General features: G+C 38.6%; 26 protein-coding genes. 21 read left to right on the plus strand and 5 right to left on the minus strand.

Annotated features, from left to right (window positions below; all coding sequences use genetic code 11):
- Positions 1-29: 29 nt before the first annotated feature.
- The 6 genes from IMZ31_RS09095 (at position 30) to IMZ31_RS09120 (ending at position 3852) form a co-directional block, all read left to right on the plus strand.
- Entirely contained in the window at positions 30-164 is a 135-nt protein-coding gene (locus IMZ31_RS09095; protein WP_242705686.1) for an FbpB family small basic protein, read from the plus strand.
- 85 nt (positions 165-249) lie between these two features.
- Entirely contained in the window at positions 250-396 is a 147-nt protein-coding gene (locus IMZ31_RS09100) for an acid-soluble spore protein N (RefSeq protein WP_188649972.1), read from the plus strand.
- 14 nt (positions 397-410) lie between these two features.
- On the plus strand, positions 411-647 hold the full coding sequence (gene tlp, locus IMZ31_RS09105) for a small acid-soluble spore protein Tlp (RefSeq protein ID WP_207530171.1): 237 nt from the start codon (positions 411-413) through the stop codon (positions 645-647).
- A gap of 187 nt (positions 648-834) precedes the next feature.
- Positions 835-3132, plus strand: a complete 2298-nt coding sequence (locus IMZ31_RS09110) for an AAA family ATPase (RefSeq protein WP_207530172.1) — start codon at positions 835-837, stop codon at positions 3130-3132.
- Entirely contained in the window at positions 3129-3551 is a 423-nt protein-coding gene (locus tag IMZ31_RS09115; protein ID WP_207530173.1) for an acyl-CoA thioesterase, read from the plus strand. Before IMZ31_RS09110 ends, IMZ31_RS09115 begins: the two co-directional genes overlap by 4 nt.
- Before the next feature lies 1 nt (position 3552).
- Entirely contained in the window at positions 3553-3852 is a 300-nt protein-coding gene (locus IMZ31_RS09120; RefSeq protein ID WP_207530174.1) for a hypothetical protein, read from the plus strand.
- A 133-nt stretch (positions 3853-3985) separates the two neighbouring features.
- On the opposite strand, the gene IMZ31_RS09125 is transcribed toward IMZ31_RS09120, so the two are convergent.
- Positions 3986-4288: a HesB/YadR/YfhF family protein gene (locus IMZ31_RS09125; RefSeq protein ID WP_207530175.1), complete on the minus strand. Its 303-nt coding sequence runs from the start codon at positions 4286-4288 to the stop codon at positions 3986-3988.
- Positions 4289-4403: 115 nt separating this feature from the next.
- Between IMZ31_RS09125 and IMZ31_RS09130 the strand changes: the two genes are divergently transcribed.
- The 3 genes from IMZ31_RS09130 to IMZ31_RS09140 are packed head-to-tail and all read left to right on the plus strand — an operon-like array spanning position 4404 to position 7808.
- Positions 4404-5342, plus strand: coding sequence for an ABC transporter ATP-binding protein (locus IMZ31_RS09130; RefSeq protein ID WP_207530176.1), 939 nt, complete (start codon positions 4404-4406; stop codon positions 5340-5342).
- A gap of 10 nt (positions 5343-5352) precedes the next feature.
- Positions 5353-6657, plus strand: a complete 1305-nt coding sequence (locus IMZ31_RS09135; RefSeq protein WP_207530177.1) for an ABC transporter permease — start codon at positions 5353-5355, stop codon at positions 6655-6657.
- Positions 6654-7808 (plus strand): ABC transporter permease, encoded by a 1155-nt coding sequence (locus IMZ31_RS09140; RefSeq protein WP_207530178.1) that lies wholly within the window; start codon positions 6654-6656, stop codon positions 7806-7808. The genes IMZ31_RS09135 and IMZ31_RS09140 overlap by 4 nt, the downstream gene beginning before the upstream one ends.
- Before the next feature lie 83 nt (positions 7809-7891).
- On the opposite strand, the gene yidD is transcribed toward IMZ31_RS09140, so the two are convergent.
- Together yidD and folE2 are read right to left on the minus strand one after the other, a co-directional pair.
- The gene (yidD, locus tag IMZ31_RS09145; RefSeq protein WP_207530179.1) at positions 7892-8122 is read right to left on the minus strand and encodes a membrane protein insertion efficiency factor YidD; all 231 of its coding nucleotides are present in this window, start codon (positions 8120-8122) and stop codon (positions 7892-7894) included.
- A gap of 21 nt (positions 8123-8143) precedes the next feature.
- On the minus strand, positions 8144-9070 hold the full coding sequence (gene folE2 / locus IMZ31_RS09150) for a GTP cyclohydrolase FolE2 (protein WP_207530180.1): 927 nt from the start codon (positions 9068-9070) through the stop codon (positions 8144-8146).
- A gap of 290 nt (positions 9071-9360) precedes the next feature.
- On the opposite strand from folE2, the gene IMZ31_RS09155 reads away from it, so the two are divergent.
- On the plus strand, positions 9361-9549 hold the full coding sequence (locus IMZ31_RS09155; protein ID WP_207530181.1) for a hypothetical protein: 189 nt from the start codon (positions 9361-9363) through the stop codon (positions 9547-9549).
- Positions 9550-9887: 338 nt separating this feature from the next.
- On the opposite strand, the gene plsY is transcribed toward IMZ31_RS09155, so the two are convergent.
- On the minus strand, positions 9888-10469 hold the full coding sequence (plsY, locus tag IMZ31_RS09160; protein ID WP_207530182.1) for a glycerol-3-phosphate 1-O-acyltransferase PlsY: 582 nt from the start codon (positions 10467-10469) through the stop codon (positions 9888-9890).
- A 145-nt stretch (positions 10470-10614) separates the two neighbouring features.
- Between plsY and IMZ31_RS09165 the strand changes: the two genes are divergently transcribed.
- The 6 genes from IMZ31_RS09165 to parC all read left to right on the plus strand — a co-directional run bounded on the left by IMZ31_RS09165 (position 10615) and on the right by parC (position 20044).
- The gene (locus IMZ31_RS09165) at positions 10615-12324 is read left to right on the plus strand and encodes a glycosyl hydrolase family 18 protein (RefSeq protein ID WP_207530183.1); all 1710 of its coding nucleotides are present in this window, start codon (positions 10615-10617) and stop codon (positions 12322-12324) included.
- Between the two features lie 110 nt (positions 12325-12434).
- The gene (locus IMZ31_RS09170; RefSeq protein ID WP_207530184.1) at positions 12435-13490 is read left to right on the plus strand and encodes an ABC transporter ATP-binding protein; all 1056 of its coding nucleotides are present in this window, start codon (positions 12435-12437) and stop codon (positions 13488-13490) included.
- On the plus strand, positions 13487-15007 hold the full coding sequence (locus IMZ31_RS09175) for an ABC transporter permease/substrate-binding protein (RefSeq protein WP_207530185.1): 1521 nt from the start codon (positions 13487-13489) through the stop codon (positions 15005-15007). The genes IMZ31_RS09170 and IMZ31_RS09175 overlap by 4 nt, the downstream gene beginning before the upstream one ends.
- Positions 15008-15026: 19 nt before the next feature.
- The gene (locus IMZ31_RS09180) at positions 15027-15440 is read left to right on the plus strand and encodes a CoA-binding protein (RefSeq protein WP_207530186.1); all 414 of its coding nucleotides are present in this window, start codon (positions 15027-15029) and stop codon (positions 15438-15440) included.
- Positions 15441-15617: 177 nt separating this feature from the next.
- Positions 15618-17570 (plus strand): DNA topoisomerase IV subunit B, encoded by a 1953-nt coding sequence (parE, locus tag IMZ31_RS09185; protein WP_207530187.1) that lies wholly within the window; start codon positions 15618-15620, stop codon positions 17568-17570.
- Positions 17571-17587: 17 nt separating this feature from the next.
- Positions 17588-20044: a DNA topoisomerase IV subunit A gene (gene parC, locus IMZ31_RS09190; protein WP_207530188.1), complete on the plus strand. Its 2457-nt coding sequence runs from the start codon at positions 17588-17590 to the stop codon at positions 20042-20044.
- A gap of 92 nt (positions 20045-20136) precedes the next feature.
- Here the strand turns inward: parC and IMZ31_RS09195 are convergent, their stop codons facing one another.
- Entirely contained in the window at positions 20137-21099 is a 963-nt protein-coding gene (locus IMZ31_RS09195) for a nucleoside hydrolase (RefSeq protein ID WP_207530189.1), read from the minus strand.
- 235 nt (positions 21100-21334) lie between these two features.
- Here IMZ31_RS09195 and IMZ31_RS09200 point away from each other — a divergent pair, with 235 nt between their 5' ends.
- The 5 genes from IMZ31_RS09200 to IMZ31_RS09220 all read left to right on the plus strand — a co-directional run bounded on the left by IMZ31_RS09200 (position 21335) and on the right by IMZ31_RS09220 (position 26422).
- Positions 21335-21931, plus strand: a complete 597-nt coding sequence (locus IMZ31_RS09200) for a TetR/AcrR family transcriptional regulator (protein ID WP_207530190.1) — start codon at positions 21335-21337, stop codon at positions 21929-21931.
- A gap of 91 nt (positions 21932-22022) precedes the next feature.
- The gene (locus IMZ31_RS09205; protein ID WP_207530191.1) at positions 22023-23165 is read left to right on the plus strand and encodes an acyl-CoA dehydrogenase; all 1143 of its coding nucleotides are present in this window, start codon (positions 22023-22025) and stop codon (positions 23163-23165) included.
- A gap of 34 nt (positions 23166-23199) precedes the next feature.
- Positions 23200-24840, plus strand: coding sequence for an AMP-binding protein (locus IMZ31_RS09210; RefSeq protein WP_207530192.1), 1641 nt, complete (start codon positions 23200-23202; stop codon positions 24838-24840).
- A 20-nt stretch (positions 24841-24860) separates the two neighbouring features.
- Positions 24861-26213: an acetyl-CoA carboxylase biotin carboxylase subunit gene (locus IMZ31_RS09215; RefSeq protein ID WP_207530193.1), complete on the plus strand. Its 1353-nt coding sequence runs from the start codon at positions 24861-24863 to the stop codon at positions 26211-26213.
- The gene (locus IMZ31_RS09220; RefSeq protein ID WP_207530194.1) at positions 26210-26422 is read left to right on the plus strand and encodes an acetyl-CoA carboxylase biotin carboxyl carrier protein subunit; all 213 of its coding nucleotides are present in this window, start codon (positions 26210-26212) and stop codon (positions 26420-26422) included. Before IMZ31_RS09215 ends, IMZ31_RS09220 begins: the two co-directional genes overlap by 4 nt.
- The last annotated feature ends 10 nt before the right edge of the window (positions 26423-26432 follow it).

Below are 26432 nucleotides of genomic sequence, written 5' to 3' on the forward strand. Positions count from 1 at the left end.
TATTACTAACCTAAAGGAGTGAAGGGATCGTGCCACGAAAGAAAAAACCATCTTTTGAAGAACTAATACAGGAAAATAGACGAAAAATTATAGAAGATGAACAATTAATGAATCAGATTGAAGAAAGAATTGAAAAACGAATGAATGATACATTAAACAGATAGTCTTTATGGCTATCTGTTTTTGTATAGATTTTATTAGAGCGCGTACACTAAACGATGTAACCAAGAGAAAGGATGTGGCTACATTATGGGAAATCCAAAAAAGGATTCTAAACATTTTGCTCCTAGCCATCCGGGGACTCAACCTCGAGAAGCGGGAAGCAATAAAGGTAAACAAATGCAAATGCAAAATGCACATAAACCGAAAGTTATTCAAACTAAAGGAAAAAAATAGAGGGGGGAAGCAATATGGGTAAAGATAACCAACGATATGCGAATCCTGATGACCGTAGTGATAATGTAGAAAAGCTACAGGAAATGGTGCAGAATACGATTCACAACCTTGAGGCTGCTCATGAAACGATGCAGTTTTCTTCAGAGGAAGAAAAGCAAAAAATCATGGATAAAAACAAGCGCCGTGAAGAGTCAATAGCATCGTTCCGCAACGAAATAAAAGATGAAGCAAAACACAATAAAGATAAGTAAAACAAGGGAAAGAGTGTTCACTTTAGTGAGCACTCTTTTGTCTTTAGCCTTGTGACTCATATTTTACTTAGGACTTCGTTCGAGGTTATAAAACGTAAAGATAAGTTACACAAAACATCATCATCAACGTGAAAGGCTTACTTATGATACAATATGTTAATGGATTAAGTATAGTAAGGATGATGACATGACGATTAATACGGAACAACTTAAAAACATACAAACCTGGACTACATTAAGCGCTCATCCTCCGCTAAATGAAACGGAAGCGTTACGACATATAAATGATTATGAGCAAGGAACTATTCACATAGATGCTTTACTTGTTAGTCGATTATATAGTCTGATTGCTTATTATCGATTAAATCGCAACGATAGCAATCGTGACCAGATAGCAGAAGAATTTATCTCTAAAGCAAAGAAGTTAGCTGAAAACGATTCTGTTGTGGCTGAACTTCAAGAATTAATTAACGTTCAGACTCATCTTCAAATGCTTAAAGGTCAAACTTATAAAAATTTGGCAATACATGAAACAGATCACCAATCTGTTAAGCGCAAGAAGTTACAACAGATCTTAGAAATAGTAGAACCATTAGAAGAAAATTGGTATCAATTTGGCTATTCAAAAGATAGTGAAGTAACTCCCTTCCAAACTTTATTTGATAAAGGCCAACGGTTATTTGATGAGTTAATACAAGAGACAGAACCTCATAAACGTAATGAAACGAACGGATTTAACCACGTTTCTACGGTGCGCATTAACCACTTATTAAGAGAGTTGGACCAGTTATCCGTAGAGCTTGAAGGATTATTACCTGGAAGTGTCGACCAACAACTTGGGAAAGATCCCTTGAAACAGTTAGATGAGATGGTAGGACTATCAGAAGTAAAAGGGTATATCCATCGCTATTACCACTATTTAAAATATCAGCAATATCGTAAAGATATTGGTTTTCAGATGGTCGATGAACCAGAACTGCATATGATCATTACAGGTAATCCTGGTACGGGCAAAACCACAATTGCTAGGTTACTAGCCAATATTTATTATGAGCTTGGTTTACTTGATACGAGAGAAGTAATTGAAGTCAATCGTTCTCATTTAGTTGGCTCATACGTGGGGCAAACGGAAGAGAATACGATGAACTACGTACAGCAAGCTATTGGGGGAATCCTTTTTATAGATGAGGCCTATAGTTTGCAAAGGGAAGGTCAGACGGGTAATGATTATGGGCAAGCTGTAATTGATACGCTCGTATCAGCTATGACCAGTAAGGAATACGGGGATAAATTTGCAGTTATTTTGGCGGGTTATCCTGATGAGATGCGACAGTTTTTATGGGGGAATCCAGGCCTGAGAAGTCGATTCCCTGAACATAACCATGTTCATCTTCCCAATTATTCAATCCCTGAATTAATAGAAATTGGTGAACAAACAGCTCTTGAAAATGATTATTTCTTTACCGAAAAAGCTATACAAAATCTTGAGCGTTCCATTGATAAACAGCAAGTAGATGATACATTTGGCAATGCACGTGCTGTTCGGAATATAGTTCTTCAAACGATTTTTCAAAAAGGGGCAAGTGAATCAGATCATGTTCATCATGAATCTAAGCTCGATTTGATGCGAATAGAGGAAAAAGATTTTGCTTCAACGATGGATCGTCAAGATGACTCAGAATCCCCTATGGAGCGGTTAGACCAATTAATCGGTTTGAAGCCTGTTAAAGATGAAGTGAAAAAGCTTTCTTCCTTTGTTAGGTTGCAAGGAAAACGAGAAGAAAAAGGTCTTCCATCTGTGCCTATTCAATTACATGCTGTTTTTTCAGGAAATCCAGGGACAGGAAAAACAACCGTTGCCCACATTTATGCTGACATCTTAAAAGAATGCGGACTCCTAAAAAGGGGGCATGTAATCGTAGCTTCAAGAAGTGACCTTGTTGCTGGGTATGTGGGGCAGACATCAATTAAGACAAAGAAGAAAATTCGAGAAGCGCTTGGTGGCGTGCTTTTTATTGATGAAGCGTATTCACTTTTCCAGTCTGGGTCAAATGATTTTGGGAAAGAGGCAGTTGACACGCTTGTTGACGAAATGACAAAGCACAATGAAAATTTAGTAGTCATTTTAGCCGGTTATAAGAATGAAATGCGATCACTAATTCAAAGTAACCCTGGATTATCTTCAAGATTCAAAAAGTTTCTTCACTTCCCGGACTATGATGCAAAAGAACTTGTAGAAATGACAAAATATCAGGCAAGCTTGTATCAGTATGAGTTGGAAGAAGATGGTGTAATTTATTTAGAGGATGTTTACACAACCAACGTAATTGATGGTAATGGTCGGTATGTTAAAAACCTAATTGATGAAGCGATTCAATATCAAGCTCTCAGAATTGATGAACAAGAGGGTGAAGCTCAATACGATATCTTATCAAGAGAAGACCTAGAGCTAGCCTGGAGTGCTGTGAAAGGGAGAGAAGTATGATGATCACGACAACTGAAGTAAAAGTACGATATCAGGAAACAGACCAGATGGGAGTCGTTTATCATGCGAATTATCTTGTATGGTTTGAACTTGGACGAACAGCTTTTATAGAAGCGTTAGGATTTCAATACCACGAAATGGAAAGTAGTGGAGTTGTTTCTCCTGTAGTAGATGCGAATATTCAGTTTAAAACCCCTCTTCGTTACGGACAAACTGCAATAGTGAATACATGGTTAGAATATTATGATGGCATAAGAGTCACCTATGGGTATGAAATTCAAACACCAAATGGAGAAGTTGCCGTGACTGGTGCGACTAAGCACGTTTGTGTGAAGAAGGAGAGCTTCAAACCTGTTTCCATCCGACGAGTGTTTCCTGAATGGCATGAAGCTTACATGAATGCTAAAGGAGAATCTTGACGTGGCTTTCGGATTAAAGCGTGAAGAGGTAAACGAATGGAAGCGGCGCGTGAATTCAGGTGAGATTGCGTTTCTAACCCACTTTTGGGTAGATGATCGTTTCCCAGATGTTAAGGCAGTTACAAAGGTGGGATGCATTGACCTTCATAAATTAGCAGCATGGGGAAAACAATATAATTTGAAGTCACATTGGATTCATAACGACCCCCGTTTCCCTCATTTTGATTTAATGGGAGACACACAAAAAAAGATTCTCCATCAAGAAGGCCTTCACGACCATATTGAAAGGTTCAACTTATAGGTCTTAGAAAGAACTTTCTTTGCTGCTTAGGGAGCTTTTAAATAAGACTTTAATAAATCATTAACAAATAGTAAAAGGGTCAAATTCTTAAAAAGGTGCCATGATGGACGTCCATCATGGCACCTTTTTTGTATCATTCACTTTCAGATTCGTAGTAATCGAAATCGGGTTCTTGTGTATCAGGGTCATATTTGACCGTTACGTTGTAATTGTCAAAATACCAAGCGTCTTCTTGTTCTACGTAAAAGCGTATCCCTTGTTTTTGGTCCTCAGCAAAAGGTTCCGCAGGATGATCTGGTCGAACACCAAGAGACATACCGGGCTGAAGACCTCCTACACCACCGTATCGAACAAAAAAGCGTAAGGAATCGTTATCTTCTAGTTCTAATTCGTTCTTGTACCATTGTGCTGCTTCTTCTTGTACTTTTAATATCATTTTTTCAACTCCTTGCAGGTATTGGCTTGGTATCCATCGTAATACAATAAGGTGTGGGATTCAAATAAACGGTACTAGGAATGGTTTTTTATCAGGGAGGAAATGAGGTGTAGACATGAATTTAATCGAAGTTAATCAAATAAGGAAAGAATATAAAAGTCAACCAGTTGTAAACGATATCAATTTTCATATAGGAAAAGGAGAGATTCTTGGACTTCTTGGGCCAAATGGAGCCGGAAAATCTACAACCATCTCGATGATTGCATCTCTTCTGAAACCAACAAGCGGCGATATTATTTATGAAGGGAAGTCTGTTATTGCTATTCCTAATTGGATCAGGCCTAAGTTAGGGTTTGTCCCTCAGGAAATCGCTCTCTACCCAGAGTTTACTGCTCTTGAGAATCTACAATTTTTTGCCAAAGTATACAACATCAAAAGAAAAGAAAGGAAAGATAAAATTAACCGTGCCCTAGAACGAGTTGGACTTCTAGACCGGGCCAAGTCTAAGGTGAGTGAATTTTCAGGCGGGATGAAAAGACGACTAAATATTGCGTGTGCTCTTATTCATGAGCCAGATTTTCTAATTATGGATGAGCCTACTGTGGGAATAGATCCACAGTCAAGAAATCACATTTTAGACATGGTTAAACAGCTCAATAGTGAAGGGATGACCGTTTTATATACCACTCACTATATGGAAGAGGTTGAAGCCATTTGTGATCGTATTATTATTATGGACCACGGTAAGATCATTGCTCAAGGGACCAAAAAAGAGTTGATTCACCTTATTCAACATCAAGATCATTTAGAGATGAAGGTAGAAGCCAGAGACGCACAATTTGAGGAAGCAATTCTGCTTTTAAATGGCGTACACCTTGTTGAGTATCTTGAGGATGCTTATGTAATATCAATCGAACAGAATGCGGATCTTTTGCCAGAGTTATTCCAAGTAGCTAAACAACACGGTGTACATATCTTTCATTTACAAGTCAAACAGCCTCGATTAGAAGATGTATTCCTTCACCTTACAGGTCGAACGCTAAGGGATCAATAGGAGGATGGAAATGTGGACGCATGTACATAAAGATTGGAAGCGAATGGTGAAAGACAGGAAAGCTCTTATAATTGTTATTTTAATGCCTGCTCTATTAACGGTTCTATTAGGGCTTTCAATAGGAAAAATGATGAATGGGTCAGAAGAAATTGAGAATATTCCTATTGGAGTAATTGATCAGAGCTCACCGGCTAGTTGGAACGTTGAAGGAGAGGGTGAGCGAGCTAAAGAAGTTTCAAACCTTTCAAGTGCTCCTAACGACTTTGTGGCTTTATTTAAAGATGACATTTTAAAGGGGGAAGAATTGAGTACGCTGATTGAAGTAAAAGAGCTTGACTCAATGGAAAGTGGGAAGCGTTTAATAGATTCAGGTGAGTTGAATTCTGTGATCTCCTTTCCCTCAACATTTAATCAGGATGTAGTTGATGCTTTGTTGTTCTCCAAAGAAAGGGACATAACAATAGATGTGTGGCAAAATCCGGACCAAGCTTTACAGAGTGATATCGTAGCGAGCATTGTTGAGAGCTATACAAATCTACTAACATCTCTCGTTATACAAAAAGAAGGAGTGATGCATTTTTTACCTAAGGAAGATCTCACTCTTACAGTAATGGCAACCAAGATGCAAGGATTGTTTAACAATGGAGAAAAGGGTAATAATACGATTTCACTAACACGGGATTCAGTGAAAGGATTAAAGGCTGTTACAGGTATTCAATATTACACTGTAGGTATGGCGGTTATGTTTATGCTGTATGTAGCGACTTATAGTGCGATTTATAGTAAGGACGAGATTCGTACAAACACCTTTAGCAGACTTCAGGTAATGGGAGTATCACCATTTATTGTTCTGGTGGGAAAATTATTATCAACTAGTCTGGTTGTATTTGTCCAATTCATCATTTTATTTGGGGTATCAAAATTATTATTTGGCATTACATTAGGTTCAATTCTTCCATTATTAGTCTTGATGATTTCTGCTTCTATTACCGTTGGGTGTTTAGCAGTAGCATTTAGCGTGCTTACATTAACTTATAAGGAGAGCCGATTAACTGATTTATTTCAAAGCGTTGTGATACCTTTTATGGCAATGTTCGGAGGTAGTTTTATTCAATTATCTATAATGCCTGAGAGTGTCCGATTTGTGGGGGAGACCATTTTAAACGGTGCTGCATTAGATGGATTCTTAAAAATCATGCAAGGTTATGGTTTAGAAAGTCTACAAGGTTCTCTTATTGCTCTGTTTGTCAATGCCATCATTTTCTTACTTGTGGCTTTGTTCTTCATTCGTCGCAATAAGGAGGTGTTCTCATGAAAGCATTACTATGGGCAAGGTTGAAATCACTCCGAAAACAAAAAGCAATTCTTATTACAATGTTCATTCTTCCAATCGTCTTTACTTTTTTCTTCTCTATGTCAGGGAGTGGTAGTGCTTATTCTGTTGGTGTTGTAACAGAAGACGAACATGAGGACACACAGGAATGGCTCAATAAACTTAGCAATCAAGATCGTCTCATGATTAGTGAAATAAATAGGAATGATCTTGAAGAAGATCTATCTGAAGGTGTGTATGATGCTATTGTCGTTGTAGCTAAAGATAGTTTTAAAGAATCTTCGCAAGATATCTCAATTACCATTTATCGTACAGTTGACACCTCGAATATACAAGTGATTGAACAAGCTGTTCGGGAAGTTTCCTTACACTTTTCAAATGAAAAGAGGATAACTGAAAATATTTTATCTACTATACCTGATGCAGATATATATGAAGAACAAGTGCAAGATTATGTAAATAGCCAACTTGAAGATTCTAAGTTTTTTCAAGTGAACAAAAATGCAATTAATCAAGAAGAAGAAGTCGTCTATAATGCCACTTTTCAAGCCTTGGTTGGATTTACCTTATTTTTTACCATGTACACCATTATTTTTTCCTTAGGAGAGATGATTGAAGATCGCCAAAAAGGAATTATGACTCGTTTAAGGCTTTCACCAATCAGCTCTTTACAACTATATAGTGCGAATTTCCTTTATAGTTTTCTGATTGGTTTTATTCAGGTATTTCTACTGATCATAATTGGGCAATATGTGTTTGGTATAGATTGGGGGGGACGGGTAGTAAGCATTGGGGTAATACTCGCGTTATATGTCTTTGCTACAATGGCTTATGGAATGCTTCTATGCAGCTTCTCTGATACGATGCAACAACTAAGCGCGATTACACCTGTAGTTGCTGTTAGTTTCGCAATGCTTGGAGGAGCGTACTGGCCTATAGAAATCGTTCAAAACGATATTCTTTTAGCACTGGCTAATATCACTCCAATTTACCATGCGATGAATGCCCTTAAAGGTGTAGTACTCTATGATCATTCCCTCATTTATACTAGCCCCTCACTACTAAACCTGGTTGGAATGAGTGTGGTCTTATTAACAATAGGGATATTTGGATACGTGAAGCGGTTTAGGTAAGGGTATAGATCCTTTCACTTAATCCCCTAATAGCGAAAAGTTGAAGATGAGAAAAAAATAGACAAGTGTCCAGGGACACTTGTCTATTTTTTGTGTTTTTTTTCTGGTACATAATCAAAACCACCGGGATGAAAAGGCTGGCATTTAACAATTCGCTTGATGGTTAACCATCCACCCTTAAGGGCTCCAAATCTTGTAATAGCTTCAATGCCGTATTGTGAACAAGTAGGATAAAAGCGGCATGTAGGAGCTGGTTTTAATGGGGAAATGGCTTTTTGATAAAAGCGAATGATCCATAGAAAAAGGGTTTTCATACTACATTCATCCTTATAAAGCTATTCTTCCGTCTTATCATACGTAACTTCTGCAATGGCATCGTGAAGATGGATTGACTCTTCATTACGGCATGCAACGTAAAAACGTTCTACATAGGAAAGTTCATAGAGGTCAGCAGCAACTAATCGAACAATGTCTTCGACGAAGCGTGGGTTTTCATAAGCTTGTTCCGTAACTGCTTTTTCATCTGGGCGCTTAAGTACAGGATGGATGCGAGCTGATGCGTTTGATTCAGCAGCTTCTAATAACGCTTCTTTCCAGTCCATTTCATTTTCATCAAAATCTTCAGTTAAACGAACGGACATTGTTACATTTCCGCGTTGGTTGTGTGCGGAATATTCGCTAATCTCTTTAGAACAAGGACAGAGTGTTGTAATTTTTCCTGTTAAAGAAACTTCCACATCATATCCAGTTTGCTGGTGATAAGATACTTTCATGGTGGCATCTGCATGATTCATACCCGCTAAATCAGAGAATGGACCTCTTCTTTCGAAAAACCATGGGTAACTGACCTCCACTTCTGCATCTTCTTGTTTTAAGCGGTCAGCTAATTCTTTTGTGAATTTTTTTAGAGTTGTGATATCAACAGCGAAGCCGTCATTATGATAGCGATCAAGCTGTTCTGTAAAACGACTCATGTTCGTTCCTTTGCTTCCTTTTCCAATGCTTGATGCAAAGCGGAACGTCCCGATAGTGGTTTGCATTTCTGGTTTTTTTGAACTATATATTCGGATTGGATGCTTAACATTAGAGATCCCCACGGCATCAAGATCAAATAAAAAATCTTCACGTGAATTTTGTAGGTCTGCCATTTCATTTTTCTCTATGGGTTTTGTGCGTGGACCCGGGTCCACAGAACCAAATAATTTATGACGTTCTTCTTTAGAAGGTAGCTGTTTTTGTGTGTTAATGTTGGTCTGGTTCATAGCAGTGACTCCTTTCAGCTTCATAATAAGCTATTCAAAGTATACAAGAAACAAATTCATAAGTTCAATTTTTATACTCATCAAATGTGTTTACTATCATCTTTGAAACGTTCTAAATTATACTCTTCACATATGAGTTCTATTTTACTACAAAAGGGGCGGGGATGGGAAATAAGGAATGCGTTTTCTGAAATCTAAAAATTTAAAATATGATCTCACCTGTTGGCAATCTGAATAAAATTACATAAAATAGATTCGCAATGAGATTCGATTGAAAGAAGGTGGCATCTATGAAAGGCACTGCTGTATTACAAACACAAAACGAAAAAGTCATTGTACTTGAGGATATAAATAAAGAAACCTTTGACGACTGGAAAGCGCAAGGTGGATATGAGAAAGCATGCAAGAAGACAGGTAATATTGAACAAGTGTTTCCTGTCCAGTTTACAAGTGATGTAGATTGGGCATTTGGCTACTAAACGATAAAACGGGCGCTTCCTAAAAGGGAGCGCCCGTTTTATCGTTTTACAACTACACACCCCTTCAAACGAAACTTCAACAACATACTTAGTAGCAACTCCGAACAAAAAAGTGTTGGAAAACCCTTATTGAATTACCTTACCCAGGTTGTTTAATTAATCGAATACTAAACACATATTTCGTAAGAGACTCTATGATCAAAAGACTTCAATTTGTTATGAGTATGGAAAACGAAAACATGTTTAATATTCTTACTTAGTAGCAACTCCGAACATTATAGATAAAGAAAAAAAGACGCCTACTTAGGCGTCTTTTAAACATTTAATAATATTTTTCTTTACATCCATTTAATTTTAGGTTCTGTTTTATCCATAATTCGCTTAATATTCGATCTATGTCGATAGATGACAAACGCGGTTAATATACTTGTAACAATGATAAGTCCAATGTGGCCAAGGATAATTGACATAATAACAGTAACAATTCCTGTAACGATTGAAGATAATGAAACATATTTACTGATCTTCAACATGATAAAGAATGTTAGTAACATTACTCCAAAAAGGAGTGGTTCTACTGCTAAAATGACGCCACCGGATGTGGCAACGGCTTTTCCGCCTTTAAACTTAGCAAAAATAGGGTACATATGACCAATTACAGCGAAAATACCAATGATTAAAATGTTAACATCAGCATCGAACATCCATGGAATGCGTGCTGCAATGGTCCCTTTTAGTATATCTGAGATGGTGACAATGAGTCCTGCTTTCTTGCCAAGCACGCGGAAGGTGTTTGTACCACCTAAGTTTCCGCTCCCGTGTTCTCGGATGTCAATGTTATACCCCAGCTTGCCTACGATTAGACCTGAGGGAATAGAACCAACTATATAGGCAATGATTGCAAACAAAACATAACTCATATGAAAACTCCTTTATCTTTCGCTGCTAGTGCTTTATATATTTTATCAGAAACAAAGAGTAGAAAGAACAACTATTCTATTTTTATTGAAACTATTTTCATCTATTGTTCCTTTTTATATTATAGAAGGATGAGGAGGAAAGGCAATGGCGTACATCAATATAGATACAAAAGCAGAAAAAAGAACATGGATTATAGGATTTGTTGGGGTTCTTTTCGTATTAACAACGATAGTTTTTTGGATATTATATCCGTTTCCATCAGATGAGAGAACGGATTACTATAAAACAGAATACCCAATAGTATTTAACGGGGAGAAGTATGAAGGAGATATACTTTATGAAGATGGTATTTTTATATCATTTGAGTTTTTAAACAAGGAAATTGACGATGATCTATTTTTTGATAAGGCATCTGATTCACTCATTGTAACCACACGCCAAAATGTCTACCAAATGCCTATTGGTTCAAAACAATACTATATTAGTAATAAGCCTACCGAAGCATCATCTCCGCCTATTAAGTCGGATGGAGAAAGTGTTTATATCTCAGCCGATTGGTTAAAAGATATTTATCCCATTCATGTTCGATATCATCAAGAAACGACTATTGTCTCGATCTACGAAGAAGATCAAATTCTGCAACAAGGTACTGTAGAAGTAAAAGAAGAGGACTTACGCAGGGTTCGAACTGCACCAAGTTTGTCTTCACCTTATGTGGATGAATTAGATATAGATGAGAAAGTAACTATAGAGAAAGAACAAAATGGCTTTTATTTTATTAGGACAAATGAAGGGATAGGGGGTTATGTGAAAGAGTCGACCCTAAAGTCAACAAATACAAAACGAATAGAGGTCAATGAAAATAAGAAGAGTGCGTTTGTTCCCTCCGTTGATCTGCCCGTCCATGTTACTTGGGATCAATTAGCTTCTAATGAACCTTTGCCTTCTTTGCCAGGCGTCCAGGTTGTATCCCCTACATGGTTCAAGCTCCAAAATGGAGAAGGGGATATCAGAAATATAGCTTCAAAAAGTTATGTTCAAAATGCAGAGGATAAAGGGTATTCGATTTGGGCTCTATTTTCAAACAGCTTCGATCCTGATATTACAGAAGAGGCTTTAGCAACTTATGACAAGCGAAAGTCGATGATTGAGCAACTTCTATATTTTGCAGAGATTTATAGATTAGAAGGTCTTAATATTGATTTTGAAAATGTTTATGAAAAAGATGGTAGAAATTATACACAATTTATTAGAGAACTTACTCCATTAGCCCACCAACAAGGGCTAACGGTTTCTGTTGATGTATCCTTTCAATCAGGAAGTGCTCAATGGTCTCGCTTTTATGAAAGGGCGGAATTAGCTGAAGCGGCTGATTTCATAATAGTTATGGCTTATGATGAACATTGGGGAAGTTCACCAATCGCTGGAAGCGTTAGTAGCTTACCTTGGGTTAAGAGCAACCTTGAAAGAATAATTGAAAAAGTTCCTCCTGATCAGCTTATTCTTGGAGCTCCCCTCTATACACGCTTATGGAAAGAAGAAGTGATGAAAAATGGTTCTAAAGAAATAAGTTCAGAATCAATGTCAATGGAAGAGGTTACGAATTGGATGGATGAAAGAAAGTTACAACCTACTTATGATCCTGAGACTGGGCAAGATTACGTGGAATATCAGAGTGAGGATAACGTAACTTATAGAATATGGCTTGAGAACAGCTCCTCTCTTCGCAAAAGAGTGAAATTGGTGCATCAGTATCAACTTGCAGGAATTGCTACTTGGAGTCAAACTTTTGCCACTGAAGAAGCTTTCAGAACAATTGATCAGACGTTAAATGAACAGGAAACAAATGAATAGAATAAGAGCACATTAAACAGGCAGGATCTTTAGCATTCCTGCCTTTTTTCATATATGATAGAAATACGTTTTTATGAAATAATAATTGGAAAAGATCGAGGGGGAAAAGAATGATTGAATTTGAAAGGGTTCAAAAGAAGTTCCCAGACGGTACAGAAGCTGTAAAACAGGTTTCTTTCCGCGTCGAAAAAGGGGAATTTCTTACGTTAATCGGGCCGAGTGGATGTGGGAAAACGACATCTATGAAGATGATTAATCGTCTAATTGAACCGACATCGGGGATAATTAAAATAAATGATAAAGATATTAAAGAATATAATATTCACGAATTAAGGTGGAATATTGGCTATGTGTTACAAGAGATTGCTTTGTTCCCTCATATGACTATTGAGGAAAACATAGCGGTTGTTCCAGAAATGAAGAAATGGAATAAGAAAGATTTAGAGAAACGCACAGACGAATTGATGGATATGGTAGGTTTGGACCCACATACATATAAAACTAGAAAGCCAAGCGAGTTGTCAGGAGGTCAACAACAAAGAGTCGGTGTGATTAGAGCTCTCGCTGCAGACCCAGATATCATTTTAATGGATGAGCCGTTCAGTGCTCTTGACCCTATCAGTCGTGAGCAACTTCAGTCAGACATCCAACAACTTCAACAAGAAATTCAAAAAACCATCGTTTTCGTTACACATGATATTGATGAAGCGTTGGCTTTAGGGGATAGAGTTTGCTTAATGAATGAGGGAGAAGTCGTACAAATTTCAACTCCACAAGAGCTAATACTAAATCCTCAAACGGATTTTGTAAGGAACTTCGTAGGAGAACGGAAATCACCTTGGCAAACTGCAGTTGATGTGATGGTAGACACGACGAAGAAACACATCGTCCAAGAAGGTGGCTCATATCCTGAAGTTGGGACTTACATCATTGAAGGCAAACAACAGCAATACATCGGTGCTGTTCAAAACGGGAAAGTCATCAGCCTCCCTTCTTTACGGAATGACCTGCATTTACGTCAAGCTACAACAATATTTGATGAGCACGAAACTAGTATTCTTCCTGTTGTTAAAAATAACAAATTGATAGGCACCCTAACTTATCGTGATATCGTTCTTTATCTTCAAAAACAAACGAAGCTAGAAAACGGGGTGATCCATCAATGAGCGAATTAAAAGCTACCTTTCTAGATAGACAGGATATGTTTTGGCAAAGTATATGGGAACATTTACAGTTATCGATTATCTCGCTGCTTATTGCTATTTTAATTGCAGTGCCGCTAGGTCTTCTGCTGACAAGAACGAAAAAGATCGCTGAGCCAATTATTACCGTAACGGCTATCTTACAAACCATTCCGAGTTTAGCTATTCTAGCTTTTCTTATCCCGATTGTTGGAATAGGATTTAAACCTGCAATTTATGCGCTCTCAGCGTATGCTTTACTACCTATTCTAAGGAATACGTACACTGGAATTAATGAGGTTGACAGAGCACTTATAGAAGCAGCAAAAGGAATGGGAATGAGTTCATTCAGACGATTGTCCAGAGTCGAATTACCTCTTGCAATGCCAGTTATTATGGCTGGTATACGAACGTCTATGGTTCTTATTGTAGGAACAGCGACAATTGCTGCTTTAATCGGTGCTGGAGGATTAGGAGAATTGATTCTCCTTGGGATTAACCGTGGGGGAGATATTCCATTGATCTTATTAGGTGCAATACCAGCAGCTCTTTTAGCTATTGCACTTGATAATATTCTTCGTTTATTTGAGAGAACTTCAGCAAAATCCGGATTTCGCTCATTAGCAACCATTCTTGTTGCATCTTTACTCATCGTAACCATTCCGTTCGTGATCAATGGGAATGATAAAGCAGACCTTGTCATTGGAGGTAAGCTCGGTGCTGAACCAGCAATACTAATGAATATGTACAAGGTATTAATCGAGGAAGAAACAGACTTGACCGTTGAGACTAAACCAAACTTCGGTAAGACGGATTATGTATTTGAGGCATTAAAAGGTGGGGATCTTGATATATACCCAGAATTTACTGGGACTGTCATTACCACACTCTTAGGGGAACAAGCCAACAGCAATGTGAAGCAGGAAGTATATGAACAAGCGCGCGATGGTATTAAAGAGGCAGAAAATATGGTGCTCCTTGAACCGATGGAATACAATAACACATACGCTGTTGCCACAACTCAGGAAGTTGCTAAACAGTATGGTCTTGAATCGATTGGAGACCTTAAGGTTGCACAAGATCAATTGACCGCTGGGTTTACTCTAGAGTTTAATGATCGCTATGACGGGTATGTTGGTATGCAAGAAGAATATGGGTTAGACCTTACTGTTAAGACAATGGAACCCGGTGTTAGACAAACCGCGATTAAAGAGGGGGATGTACAAGTTATTGATGCGTATGCGACGGCTGGATATATGGTAGCGTACAATCTAAAAGTACTAGAAGACCCTGAGAATATCTTCCCGCCCTATCAAGGGGCTCCATTAGTGAAGCAGTCTACATTAGATCAGTACCCTGAAATTGGCGATGTTCTGAATCAACTTGGTGGAAAGATTACTAAACAACAAATGCAAGAAATGAACTATAAAGTGGACTTTGAGGATGAGGACGCTTACCAAGTTGCTCGCAATTTCTTAAAGGAAAATGGATTTATTAATTAAAGAAGGGGGATTCATTTTAATGCGCAACCCATCCAATGAAGAGATCAGAGAGATATTAAAGGAAACTAAAACAATTGCTGTAGTAGGTTTATCTGACCGACCTGAACGAACTTCTTACCAAGTTTCAAAAGCGATGCAGGATGCAGGGTATAAAATTATTCCTGTTAATCCAACAATCGAAGAATCACTTGGGGAAAAGGCGGTCTCATCTCTTAGCGAGATTACAGAGCCTATCGATCTTATTAACGTTTTTAGACGTTCTGAGTTTTTACCCGATTTGGCAAGAGAAGCAGTTGATACAGAAGCGAAAATTTTTTGGGCACAACAAGGTGTACAAGATGAGAACACATATCAATATTTAACTGATCAAGGCATTACTGTGCTTATGGACCTCTGTATTAAAGTTGCACATTCTGTTACAATAGGTAGGTAATACGAGAGAAAATCCCTGTTCTTGCAGGGATTTTTTTCTTTTCGTGGAAAAAGGTTATTTGATTAAATTGTAGAAAACGCTAAAATAAAAGACAGGCGCTTTGCCCGGGCTCTTATTTACAAAAACGAACATCCGTTCTATTATAGTTATAAGAGCATTGAAAGGAGTACAAACAGATTGGTTAAGAATTCTACTCAATATAATGATGATTCAATACAAGTGTTAGAGGGATTAGAAGCTGTTAGGAAGCGACCTGGCATGTACATAGGAAGCACAGACCATCGCGGGCTTCATCACCTCGTTTATGAAATAGTTGATAATGCGGTTGACGAAGCGTTAGCGGGATTTGGAAATCGGATTACAGTGACCATTCATAAAGATCAAAGTGTATCAGTACGAGATGAAGGACGTGGTATGCCTACAGGGATGCACCGACTCGGAAAGCCCACCCCTGAAGTCATACTTACCGTGCTTCATGCTGGGGGTAAGTTTGGTCAAGGTGGTTATAAGACAAGTGGAGGACTGCATGGTGTAGGAGCCTCTGTTGTGAATGCGTTATCAGAATGGCTTGAAGTGACGATTTATCGTGATGGACAGACTTATTACCAACGGTTTGAAAATGGTGGTAAACCTGTTACGTCTCTTGAGAAGAAGGGTGCAACACGTAAAAGTGGGACTATTATTCATTTCAAGCCAGACCCTGAAATTTTCTCCATGACAACGTATAACTTTGAAACGCTGTCAGAGAGACTTCGAGAAGCTGCGTTCTTACTTAAAGGGATGGAAATCGTCCTTGACGATAAACGACAAGAAGACCAAAAGGAAAGTTACCAATATCCAGATGGCTTAGAATCGTTTGTAGCGTACCTGAACGAAGAAAAAGATACGCTTCATCCTGTTGTAGCATTTGAGGGTATACAAGATGAGATTGAAATCGATTTTGGATTCCAGTTCAATGATGGCTATGCTGAAAGTATGCTCTCATTTGTGAATAACGTTCGTACTAGAGATGGGGGAACGCACGAGTCTGGTGCGAAAACGGCCATTACAAGAATTTTTAATGACCATGCAAGGAAAACAGGCCTCTTAAAAGAGAAAGATAAGAACCTTGATGGGAATGATATCAGAGAAGGTTTTACAGCTGTCGTTTCTGTCCGAATTCCTGAGGAGAAGCTTCAGTTTGAAGGACAGACAAAGAGTAAATTAGGAACTTCTGAAGCAAGGTCTGCTGTTGATGCAGTTGTAGCCGAGAAATTATCTTATTTCTTAGAAGAGAACCCAGATGTTGCAACTATGCTTATTCGTAAAGCCATTAAAGCTAAGGAAGCTCGTGAAGCGGCTCGAAAAGCAAGGGAAGATGCAAGGTCTGGGAAGAAGAAAAAGCGTAAAGAAACATTACTAAGCGGTAAATTAACCCCCGCACAATCTAAAAATGCTCAGAAAAACGAATTATATCTTGTTGAGGGTGACTCAGCAGGAGGTTCTGCGAAGCAGGGTCGTGACCGTAGGTTCCAAGCTATTCTTCCACTACGAGGTAAAGTTATAAATACAGAGAAGGCTAAACTGCAGGATATACTAAAAAATGAAGAGATTTCAACGATTATTCATACCATTGGAGCTGGAGTCGGCTCTGATTTTGATATTAACGATTGTCAGTACGACAAAATTATAATAATGACGGATGCAGATACTGATGGCGCTCACATTCAAGTTCTTTTATTAACGTTTTTCTATCGTTACATGCAAGAACTCGTCAAAGAAGGTAAAATCTATATTGCTCTTCCGCCTTTATATAAAATTTCAAAAGGTAAAGGGAAGAAAGAAAAGACTCGCTATGCTTGGGAAGAAGACGAAATGCAACAAGTTTTAAAAGAGTTTAAAAATGGTTATACGATTCAACGCTATAAAGGTCTTGGTGAAATGAATGCAGACCAGCTCTGGGAAACAACTATGAATCCAGAATCTAGAACCTTAATTCGTGTTACAATCGATGACTTAGCTCAGGCGGAACGTAGGATCACCACGCTTATGGGAGATAAAGTAGAACCCCGTAGAAAGTGGATCGAATCGCACGTAGCCTTTGGATTAGAAGAACAAAGTAATATCTTAGAAAATGATAAATTGCAATAGAGTAGGAGGTTCACCTTTTGTCTCAATCAGAACAGTATATGGATTTGCCATTAGAAGAAGTATTAGGTGACCGGTTTGGTCGTTATAGTAAATATATTATTCAGGACCGTGCACTTCCGGATGCACGAGATGGGCTGAAGCCTGTTCAGCGTCGTATTTTGTATGCGATGCATCAGGAAAAAAACACGCATGATAAACCCTATCGTAAATCGGCTAAGACGGTCGGTACAGTTATTGGTAACTATCATCCCCACGGCGATACATCCGTTTATGATGCAATGGTGCGACTCAGTCAGGATTGGAAGCTAAGGAATCTGTTAATCGAAATGCACGGGAACAACGGAAGTGTGGATGGGGACCCTCCAGCAGCGATGCGTTATACAGAAGCACGACTTTCTAGTATGGCTTCTGAATTGCTACGTGACATTGATCAGGAAACAGTAGATTATATTCCGAACTTTGATGACACAATTGCTGAACCAGTTGTATTACCTGCAAAGTTTCCCAATCTACTTGTAAACGGTTCGACAGGAATATCAGCGGGGTATGCAACAGAAATCCCACCTCATAATTTGAGTGAAGTAATCGATGCTGTAATGATGAAAATTGATCGTCCTGATGTATCTGTTGATGAATTGATGTCACTTATGAAAGGACCCGACTTCCCAACAGGCGGAATTATCCAAGGTGTTGATGGGATTAAGAAAGCTTACGAAACAGGAAAAGGGAAAGTTGTTGTTCGTGGACGTGCTGCTATTGAACAGCTTAGAGGTAATCGTGAGCAGATCGTAATCGATGAGATTCCTTATGAAGTAAATAAAGCGAACCTTGTAAAAAAAATGGACGAACTTCGAATTGACAAGAAAGTCGAAGGTATAGCAGAAGTTCGTGATGAGACAGACCGTACAGGTTTACGTATTGTAATCGAGTTGAAAAAGGATGTAGATAGTGAAGGGATTTTAAAATACCTTTATAAAGCGACGGATCTGCAGATTAGTTACAACTTTAATATGGTTGCGATACACGATAAAACGCCTAAGTTAATGAGCCTGCAGGGGATTCTAGATGCCTATATTGCTCACCAAAGGGATGTTGTAACGCGTCAGTCTGAGTATGAATTAAGAAAAGCTAAGGAAAGAGCTCATATTGTAGAGGGCCTAATCAAAGCTATTTCTATTCTAGATGAAGTGATCGCAACCATCCGTTCATCTAATGATAAACAAGATGCAAAACGAAGACTGATGGAACAGTATGGGTTTACTGAGCCTCAATCAGAAGCAATCGTAAACCTACAGCTATATCGTTTAACCAATACAGATATTACATCCCTAGAAAAGGAAGCGGAAGAATTAAATAAACGCATTAGTGAGTTAGAAGCTATACTTAGTGATGAGAAGAAACTTCTTAAAGTAATTAAGAAAGACTTGTCTTCTATGAAGAAAAAATATCATACAGATCGTTTAACCGTTATTGAGGATGAAATTGAGAAGTTAGAAATAAATCCTGAAGTAACCGTTCCTAGTGATGATGTTCTCGTTTCTGTAACACAAGCCGGATATATTAAACGAACAAGTCTTCGTTCTTATGCTGCATCAGGAGGAGAAGACTTTGCTATGAAAGAAGGAGATCGTCTTCTTGGGTTGTTTGAGATTAATACAACAGATACAATCCTTCTGTTTACAAACAAAGGGAACTATCTGTATCTTCCAATTCATGGATTGCCGGATATACGCTGGAAGGATCTGGGGCAACACATTGCGAATTTAATTACCGTGGAAAAAGATGAGCGTATTATAAGAGCTGTGCCGATTAGAGATTTCTCTGAAGCGAAGTATTTCTTATTTATAACGAAAGCTGGCATGATTAAACGGAGTGAAATATCCCTTTACCAGGCTCAGCGGTATTCTAAGCCCCTTGTAGCTATTAATGTAAAAGGGGAAGATGAGGTAGTAGATGTTCATGTTACAGATGGCCACCAGGACATATTCCTGGCTACGAATACGGGTTATGGATTATGGTATCATGAATCTGAAGTGAAGATCATAGGTCAACGAGCGGCTGGTGTGAAAGCAATGGCCTTAAAAGATGATGAAGAGATTGTGGCAGGTAAGATATTTGATGAAAATAGTGACCCATCCATTCTTCTAGTGACACAACGCGGAGCTGTGAAGCGGATGAGGCTAAAAGAGTTTGATAAATCGGCGCGGGCGAAACGCGGTGTAGTCATGTTAAGAGAGTTAAAAAACAACCCACACCGAGTGGTTGGATTACAGCTAACACAAGGAAAAGAAATACTGTTCCTCGAGACAGAGAACGGGACGACACAAGAAGTAAATGCCGGTTCCTTTAAAGCAAGTGACAGATACAGCAATGGCTCTTTTGTCATTGACCAAGATGAGTTTGGTGAAGTCGTTGCATTATGGCGAGAAGCGGATTATGAAAAAGTATTTGATAGTGAAGAAGAACCATCATAATAACTAAAAAAGGCTCTAAAGGATATATCCTTTAGAGCCTTTTTGTATTTTGCACTTTTATTGTTTGTTGTTTTTACTTGAAAAGCAACTTATTAATATTTGTGAGTGAAAGCGGTGAAAATGGATTGAATGAAGGCCTGGTAGTTAAACTCCATAGCAATATGTTGGAGTGGGTAATCTTCCTTTTGATCGCTGATCCTTACATCCGCGATGGTCTGGCCATATGCATCTCCTTTTTCCACAACAACTGTAACTGGAGCTTCTATGTAATTCATATATTCTGGATGGAATGCCGCCCAAAGGGCTAACAAATCATGTATTGGGGCACCTATGTTTGAATGTGTCGCGTTTGTTTCTTGATAGAATTCAAAGTAATAATCAAATATTTCTCTGATAATTGGTCCTATAGAAGGGTCCTTGCAATGAGTAGTAATTATCTGGATCATATCTTTAGTCAGTATGGCAAAGTTCGTCACATTTAGCGGAATGATTTTAACTTTCTTTTGGATAGTAAACACTAGGTTGGCAGCGTAAGGGTCCCCATATATATTTGCTTCTGCCACAGGCGTTACATTGCCAGGGGTAAAAAACGCACCTCCCATCACATAGATCTCTTTTATCATCTCAGCTACTTCAGGATAAAGGACAAACATGGACGATAAAGAGGAAAGCCTGCCTACATTGACCACTGTAATCTTATTACGATGCATCTTAATCAGATCTACAGCTTTTGAATAGTCGTGAATTCTTTTATTCTCAATATTAGCTGAATATGGTGAAAGGGGGCCGAGCCCAAACTTGCCATGTATTTCTTCTGGGTACTGAGGGAAGGCTCCTGTATAGGGCTTATAAGCACCTCTTATTATATCAATGGAGGCCTCAGCCTTTGTTAATGCACGTAAAAATAGAGCATTATCTTCTGCGTTATGTTCTGAAATATTTCCATACCCTGTAACAAGTCCTACAATTTCTATCGTGGGATCCATTCTTGCATATAAAAGAGCGATGACATCGTCAATTCCAAAATCTCCAAAGAATAATATTTTTTTTGTCAACGTAATCACCTACCTCGCCTATTCATACAATATATGGTAAATTGCATAAATTATAACACTTAGTTTTTCGCTGCTACTTGAGGGTTTTGTATGAAGAAAAAACACTACTATTCTTATTAAAACTTAGTAGCAACTCCGAATGGTTGAATGGAAGTAAGATCAAAAGAACTATTTTAATTATTCTGAAATTTATGCTACGATGTAAAGGAAAAAACAAAGTGAAAGTAGATGATCTATGAAAGAGTTAAAAGAAAGAATTATAGATTCAGCACTCATTTTATTTGAAAACAATGGTTATCACGGTGTAACAGTCAATCAGATTGTAGAACATTGCGCTGCTTCAAAGGGTGGGTTTTACCATCATTTTGAGTCAAAAGATGAACTGTTATATGTGATACACGACACCTTCATTACATATGTTTTAGAAAAAGCGCATGTAGCGAAGGAAACCTACTGCCATCCCACAGATCAACTTCAAGCGATGATTACATCCTTCGTAAAAGTATTTGACCTTTACAAACCACACATTTATGTATTCTATCAAGAAAGTACGTACTTAAAGCCTCAGTATGAAGAACGTATTAAAGACAAGCGAAAGCAGTTTAAGGAACTCTTATTTTCTGTAATTGAAAAGGGACAGCAAACAGGGGATTTCAGGAGTGAACTACCTGTTGTGATTACTGGTATGTCCATTCTTGGAATGGTGAACTGGACCTATAAATGGTATAGAAAAGATGGAGGGAAGAGCATTGATGAGATTGCGGATATTTATGTTGACTTAATTTTACACTCTATATTACGAGAACCAACGAAGCGTCTTTTACATTTATAAAGGACTATTTTTATCCATTACATTAAAGCGCTTACATTTGAGTTGTACCGACTAAGCGGTCGGTCAATTTATAATAGAAGGAGTGAAAGGTATGAATTTTGAATTAAGTAAAGAGCAAGAAATGACACAGAAAATGGTAAGGGATTTTGCACAAGAAGTAATAGCTCCTAGAGCAGTTGAATTAGATAAAACCTCCACCTTTCCAAAAGATATCTTTGATCAAATGGGAGAGTTGGGTCTTTTAGGCATTCCATTTCCAGAACAATACGGAGGATCTGGGGGGGACACAATTACATATGCGTTGGCTGTAGAAGAAATTGGACGTGTATGTGGAGGAACTGGCCTGAGCTATGCCGCGGCCGTATCCCTAGGATCAAGTCCAATTTACTATTTTGGTACAGAAGAGCAGAAAGAAGAATTTTTAGTTCCATTAGCTAAGGGTGAAGCACTTGCATCTTTTGGATTAACAGAACCGAATGCAGGAAGTGATGCTGGAGGCACTCAAACAAGAGCAGTAAGAGATGGAGATGAATTTGTTATTAATGGAGAAAAGTCTTGGATTACAAATGCAGGATACGCTAAGACCTTAACGGTAACAGCAGTATCAGGTAAAGATGATAAAGGAAAAAATATTATATCTGCTTTTCTTGTTCCTACTGATACTCCAGGCCTAAAAATATCAAGTAACTATGACAAAATGGGAGTCAGAGCATCAAATACTTCGGAAATTATTCTACAGGATGTGCGCATCCCAAAAGAGAATATCTTAGGGGATCCATCTAAAGGATTTAAGCAGTTTTTATATACTCTAGATGGAGGACGTATTTCAATTGCTGCTTTAGCTGTCGGTATTGCGCAAGCTTCCTTAGATAAGGCGCTAGCTTATGCAAAAGAACGAAAGCAATTTGGGCAACCTATTTCAAACTTTCAAGCGATTCAGTTTAAGTTAGCAGATATGGCTATGGAAGTCGAGTTAGCCCGGAACATCGTTTTAAAGGCTGCGTGGTTAAAAGATCAGAAAAAACCGTTTACAAAGGAATCAGCCTTTGCGAAGTTATTCGCATCTGAAACCGCTTTCCGGTCTGCCAACCAAGCCATTCAAATCCACGGCGGATATGGATATATGCGAGAGTATGAAGTAGAACGATTTTTACGCGATGCAAAACTTTTAGAAATAGGAGAAGGAACTTCGGAGATTCAACGTTTGGTAATCAGTCGCCAGCTAGGTTGCTAGTATTCATTTCGATTAAAAAGGAGGAAGATGTATCGTGTCCTTATTAGAAATGACCGTTGGAGAATTGTTAGAAGAGAAAGCAAAAGCACTTCCAGACCATGAAGCTTTTGTCTATCCGGAGCTTGGGTTACGCAAGACATACCGTGAATTTGATGAATGGACAGATGCTGCAGCTAAAGGGTTTATGAGTTTAGGGATAGAAAAAGGAGAACATGTTGCAATTTGGGCAGATAATAAACCTGAATGGCTGATCTCTCAATTTGCTACAGCTAAAATGGGAGCGGTTCTCGTAACAGTAAATACAAACTATCAAGCTCGGGAACTAGAATATTTATTAAAGCAATCGGATGCCACTACACTATTATTGGCGGAAGAATACAAAGGAACCTCTTACCTGGATATCCTGCAAGAAATATGCCCAGAACTTGAACACTCAGAAAAAGGCGATCTCTACTGTCCCTCGTTACCATATTTGAAGAATATTATTGTGCTTAGTAAACGGCAATCTTCTTTCATGTATAACTTTGAAGACCTCGTTGAAAAAGGAAAGACTATCTCATTCAACCAGCTCGCTCAACGTAAGAAGACATTATCCTATAAAGATGTAATCAATATGCAATATACATCTGGAACAACAGGCTTTCCAAAAGGTGTAATGTTGTCCCATTACAACATTGTGAATAACGGCAAACAAGTATCTGATGCAATGAAACTTACTGAAGAAGACCGCCTCTGTATACCTGTACCATTTTTTCATTGTTTTGGGTGTGTGCTTGGGACAATGGCGGCTGTATCAAAAGGAACAACGATGGTCATATTGGAACAATTCGATCCTGTTACTGTTATGAAAGCTGTTCAAGACGAGCAGTGCACAGGTTTACATGGAGTACCGACAATGTTTATCGCTGAGCTCAACCATCCTGAATTTCCCAACTTCAAATTTTCACATTTACGGACTGGCATTATGGCAGGTTCTACCTGTCCAATGGAAGTAATGAAAAAAGTCATTCATAACATGGGAGCATCGGAAATCACAATCGCCTATGGGCAGACAGAATCATCTCCGGTTATTACTCAAACTACTACAGACGATCCAATAGAGCGAAGAGTTGGAAGTGTAGGAAAAGCTCATCCTCATGTTGAGGTAAAAGTGATTGATCCAGCAACAAATGAAGAAGTCGGATCAGGAGTGCCAGGAGAACTCTGCACTAGGGGGTACCTGGTAATGGAGGGCTATTACCAAAATAAAGAAGCAACTTATGCTGCTATTGATGAAGAAGGTTGGCTTCATACCGGGGATATAGCTGTAATGGATGAAGAAGGATACGTTGAGATTACAGGGCGTATAAAAGACATGATTATACGCGGAGGTGAGAACATTTATCCAAGAGAAGTAGAAGAATTCTTATATACGCATCCGGACGTCCTTGATGTACAAGTAATTGGAGTTCCTGATGAGAAATACGGAGAAGAACTTATGGCGTGGGTTATTGTTAAAGATGGACAGGAACTTTCTAAAGACCAACTGAGAGCATTCTGTCAGAATAAGATTTCTCGCCATAAAATCCCAAGGTATATTGAATTCGTCTCAGAATATCCAATGACTGCAAGTGGAAAAATTCAGAAGTTTAAACTCAGGGAAAACGCGCTCCATCTTATTCAAAAAAATACTTAATTGGTCAGGAGGAAGCCACTATGTTTTCGAAACTACTCATAGCAAATCGAGGGGAAATTGCTTCTCGTATTATCCGTACATGTAAGCGTTTAAACATTCAGACTGTAGCCATTTATTCAGAACCTGATGAGGATAGTCCATACGTTAAAGAAGCAGATGAAGCATATCCACTTGGTGGGTCTCGGGTTCATGAAAGTTATCTGCAAGTAGATAAAGTGTTGGATATAGCTAAAAAAGCAAATGTGGATGCGATTCATCCTGGCTACGGACTATTAAGCGAAAATGCTGACTTTGCTGAACGTATTCAATCAGAAGGAATTACATTTGTCGGACCGACGAGTGATGTTATTCGGAGTATGGGAAGTAAAGTAGAAGCAAGAAGTACGATGAAACGTGCTGGTGTGCCTGTAATACCTGGAACATCTTCATCAACTAAAGACGCAGACGCTGCTATTGAGGCAGCATCTGACATTGGTTACCCCATAATGCTGAAAGCTTCAGCTGGTGGCGGTGGCATTGGTATGCAAGTCGTGAACAATGACGAAGAATTAAGAAAAGCATACGAAAGTAATGCAAAGCGAGCTCAAATGTTTTTTGGGGATGGGACCATGTTTTTAGAGAAGAAAATTGTAAACCCACACCATATCGAAATTCAGGTGCTTGCAGATCAAAAAGGAAATGCTCTTTATCTGTTTGAAAGGGAGTGTTCTGTACAGCGCAGACACCAAAAGGTGGTAGAAGAAGCCCCATCTCCTTTTATTTCAGAAGAAACGAGAGCAAAAATGGGGGAAGCTGCTCTTAAAGCGGTTCGAGCACTTGGGTATCAAAATGCAGGCACAGTAGAATTTTTGGTAGATGAAAACCAACATTTCTACTTCTTGGAGATGAACACACGCCTTCAGGTGGAACATCCTGTAACGGAAGAAATTACAGGATTTGATTTGGTAGAAGAGCAGCTCCGCATTGCTTATGGAGAAACGATACGGTACAAACAAAATGAATTAACGATCCATGGTCATGCCATTGAAGTTCGAGTTTACGCAGAAGATCCAAAGACCTTTTATCCGGCACCTGGCCAAATGACAGATTTGCAACTACCAGTTGGAGATCATATCAGGCATGAGTTGGCTGTACACTCGAAAAGCTTTGTATCGCCTTTCTACGATCCTATGATAGCAAAATGCATTACGTGGGGAGAGACAAGGGAGGACGCGATTGAACGCATGTCTTATGCCCTTAGCCAGTATAGAGTAGAAGGTATTAAAACGAACCTTCCAATGCTAAGAACCGTACTTAATCATGACATATTTAAACAAGGAAATATCACAACTAGTTTTGTAGAAGAACACTACCTAAAGGAGGAAGCAAAATGACAGAAGTAAAAGCTAATATGGCAGGAAGTGTATGGAAAATCGTTGTAACAGAAGGTGACGAAGTAACATCTGGTCAAGATCTATTAATTTTAGAATCAATGAAAATGGAGATCCCCATTGCTACAGAAGATGACGGTACGGTGAAAGAACTAAAGGTACAAGAAGGAGATTTCGTAAATGAGGGAGATGTTGTTGCCATACTTGAATAAGGAGGAGAGA

The organism is Pontibacillus sp. ALD_SL1 (assembly GCF_017355605.1).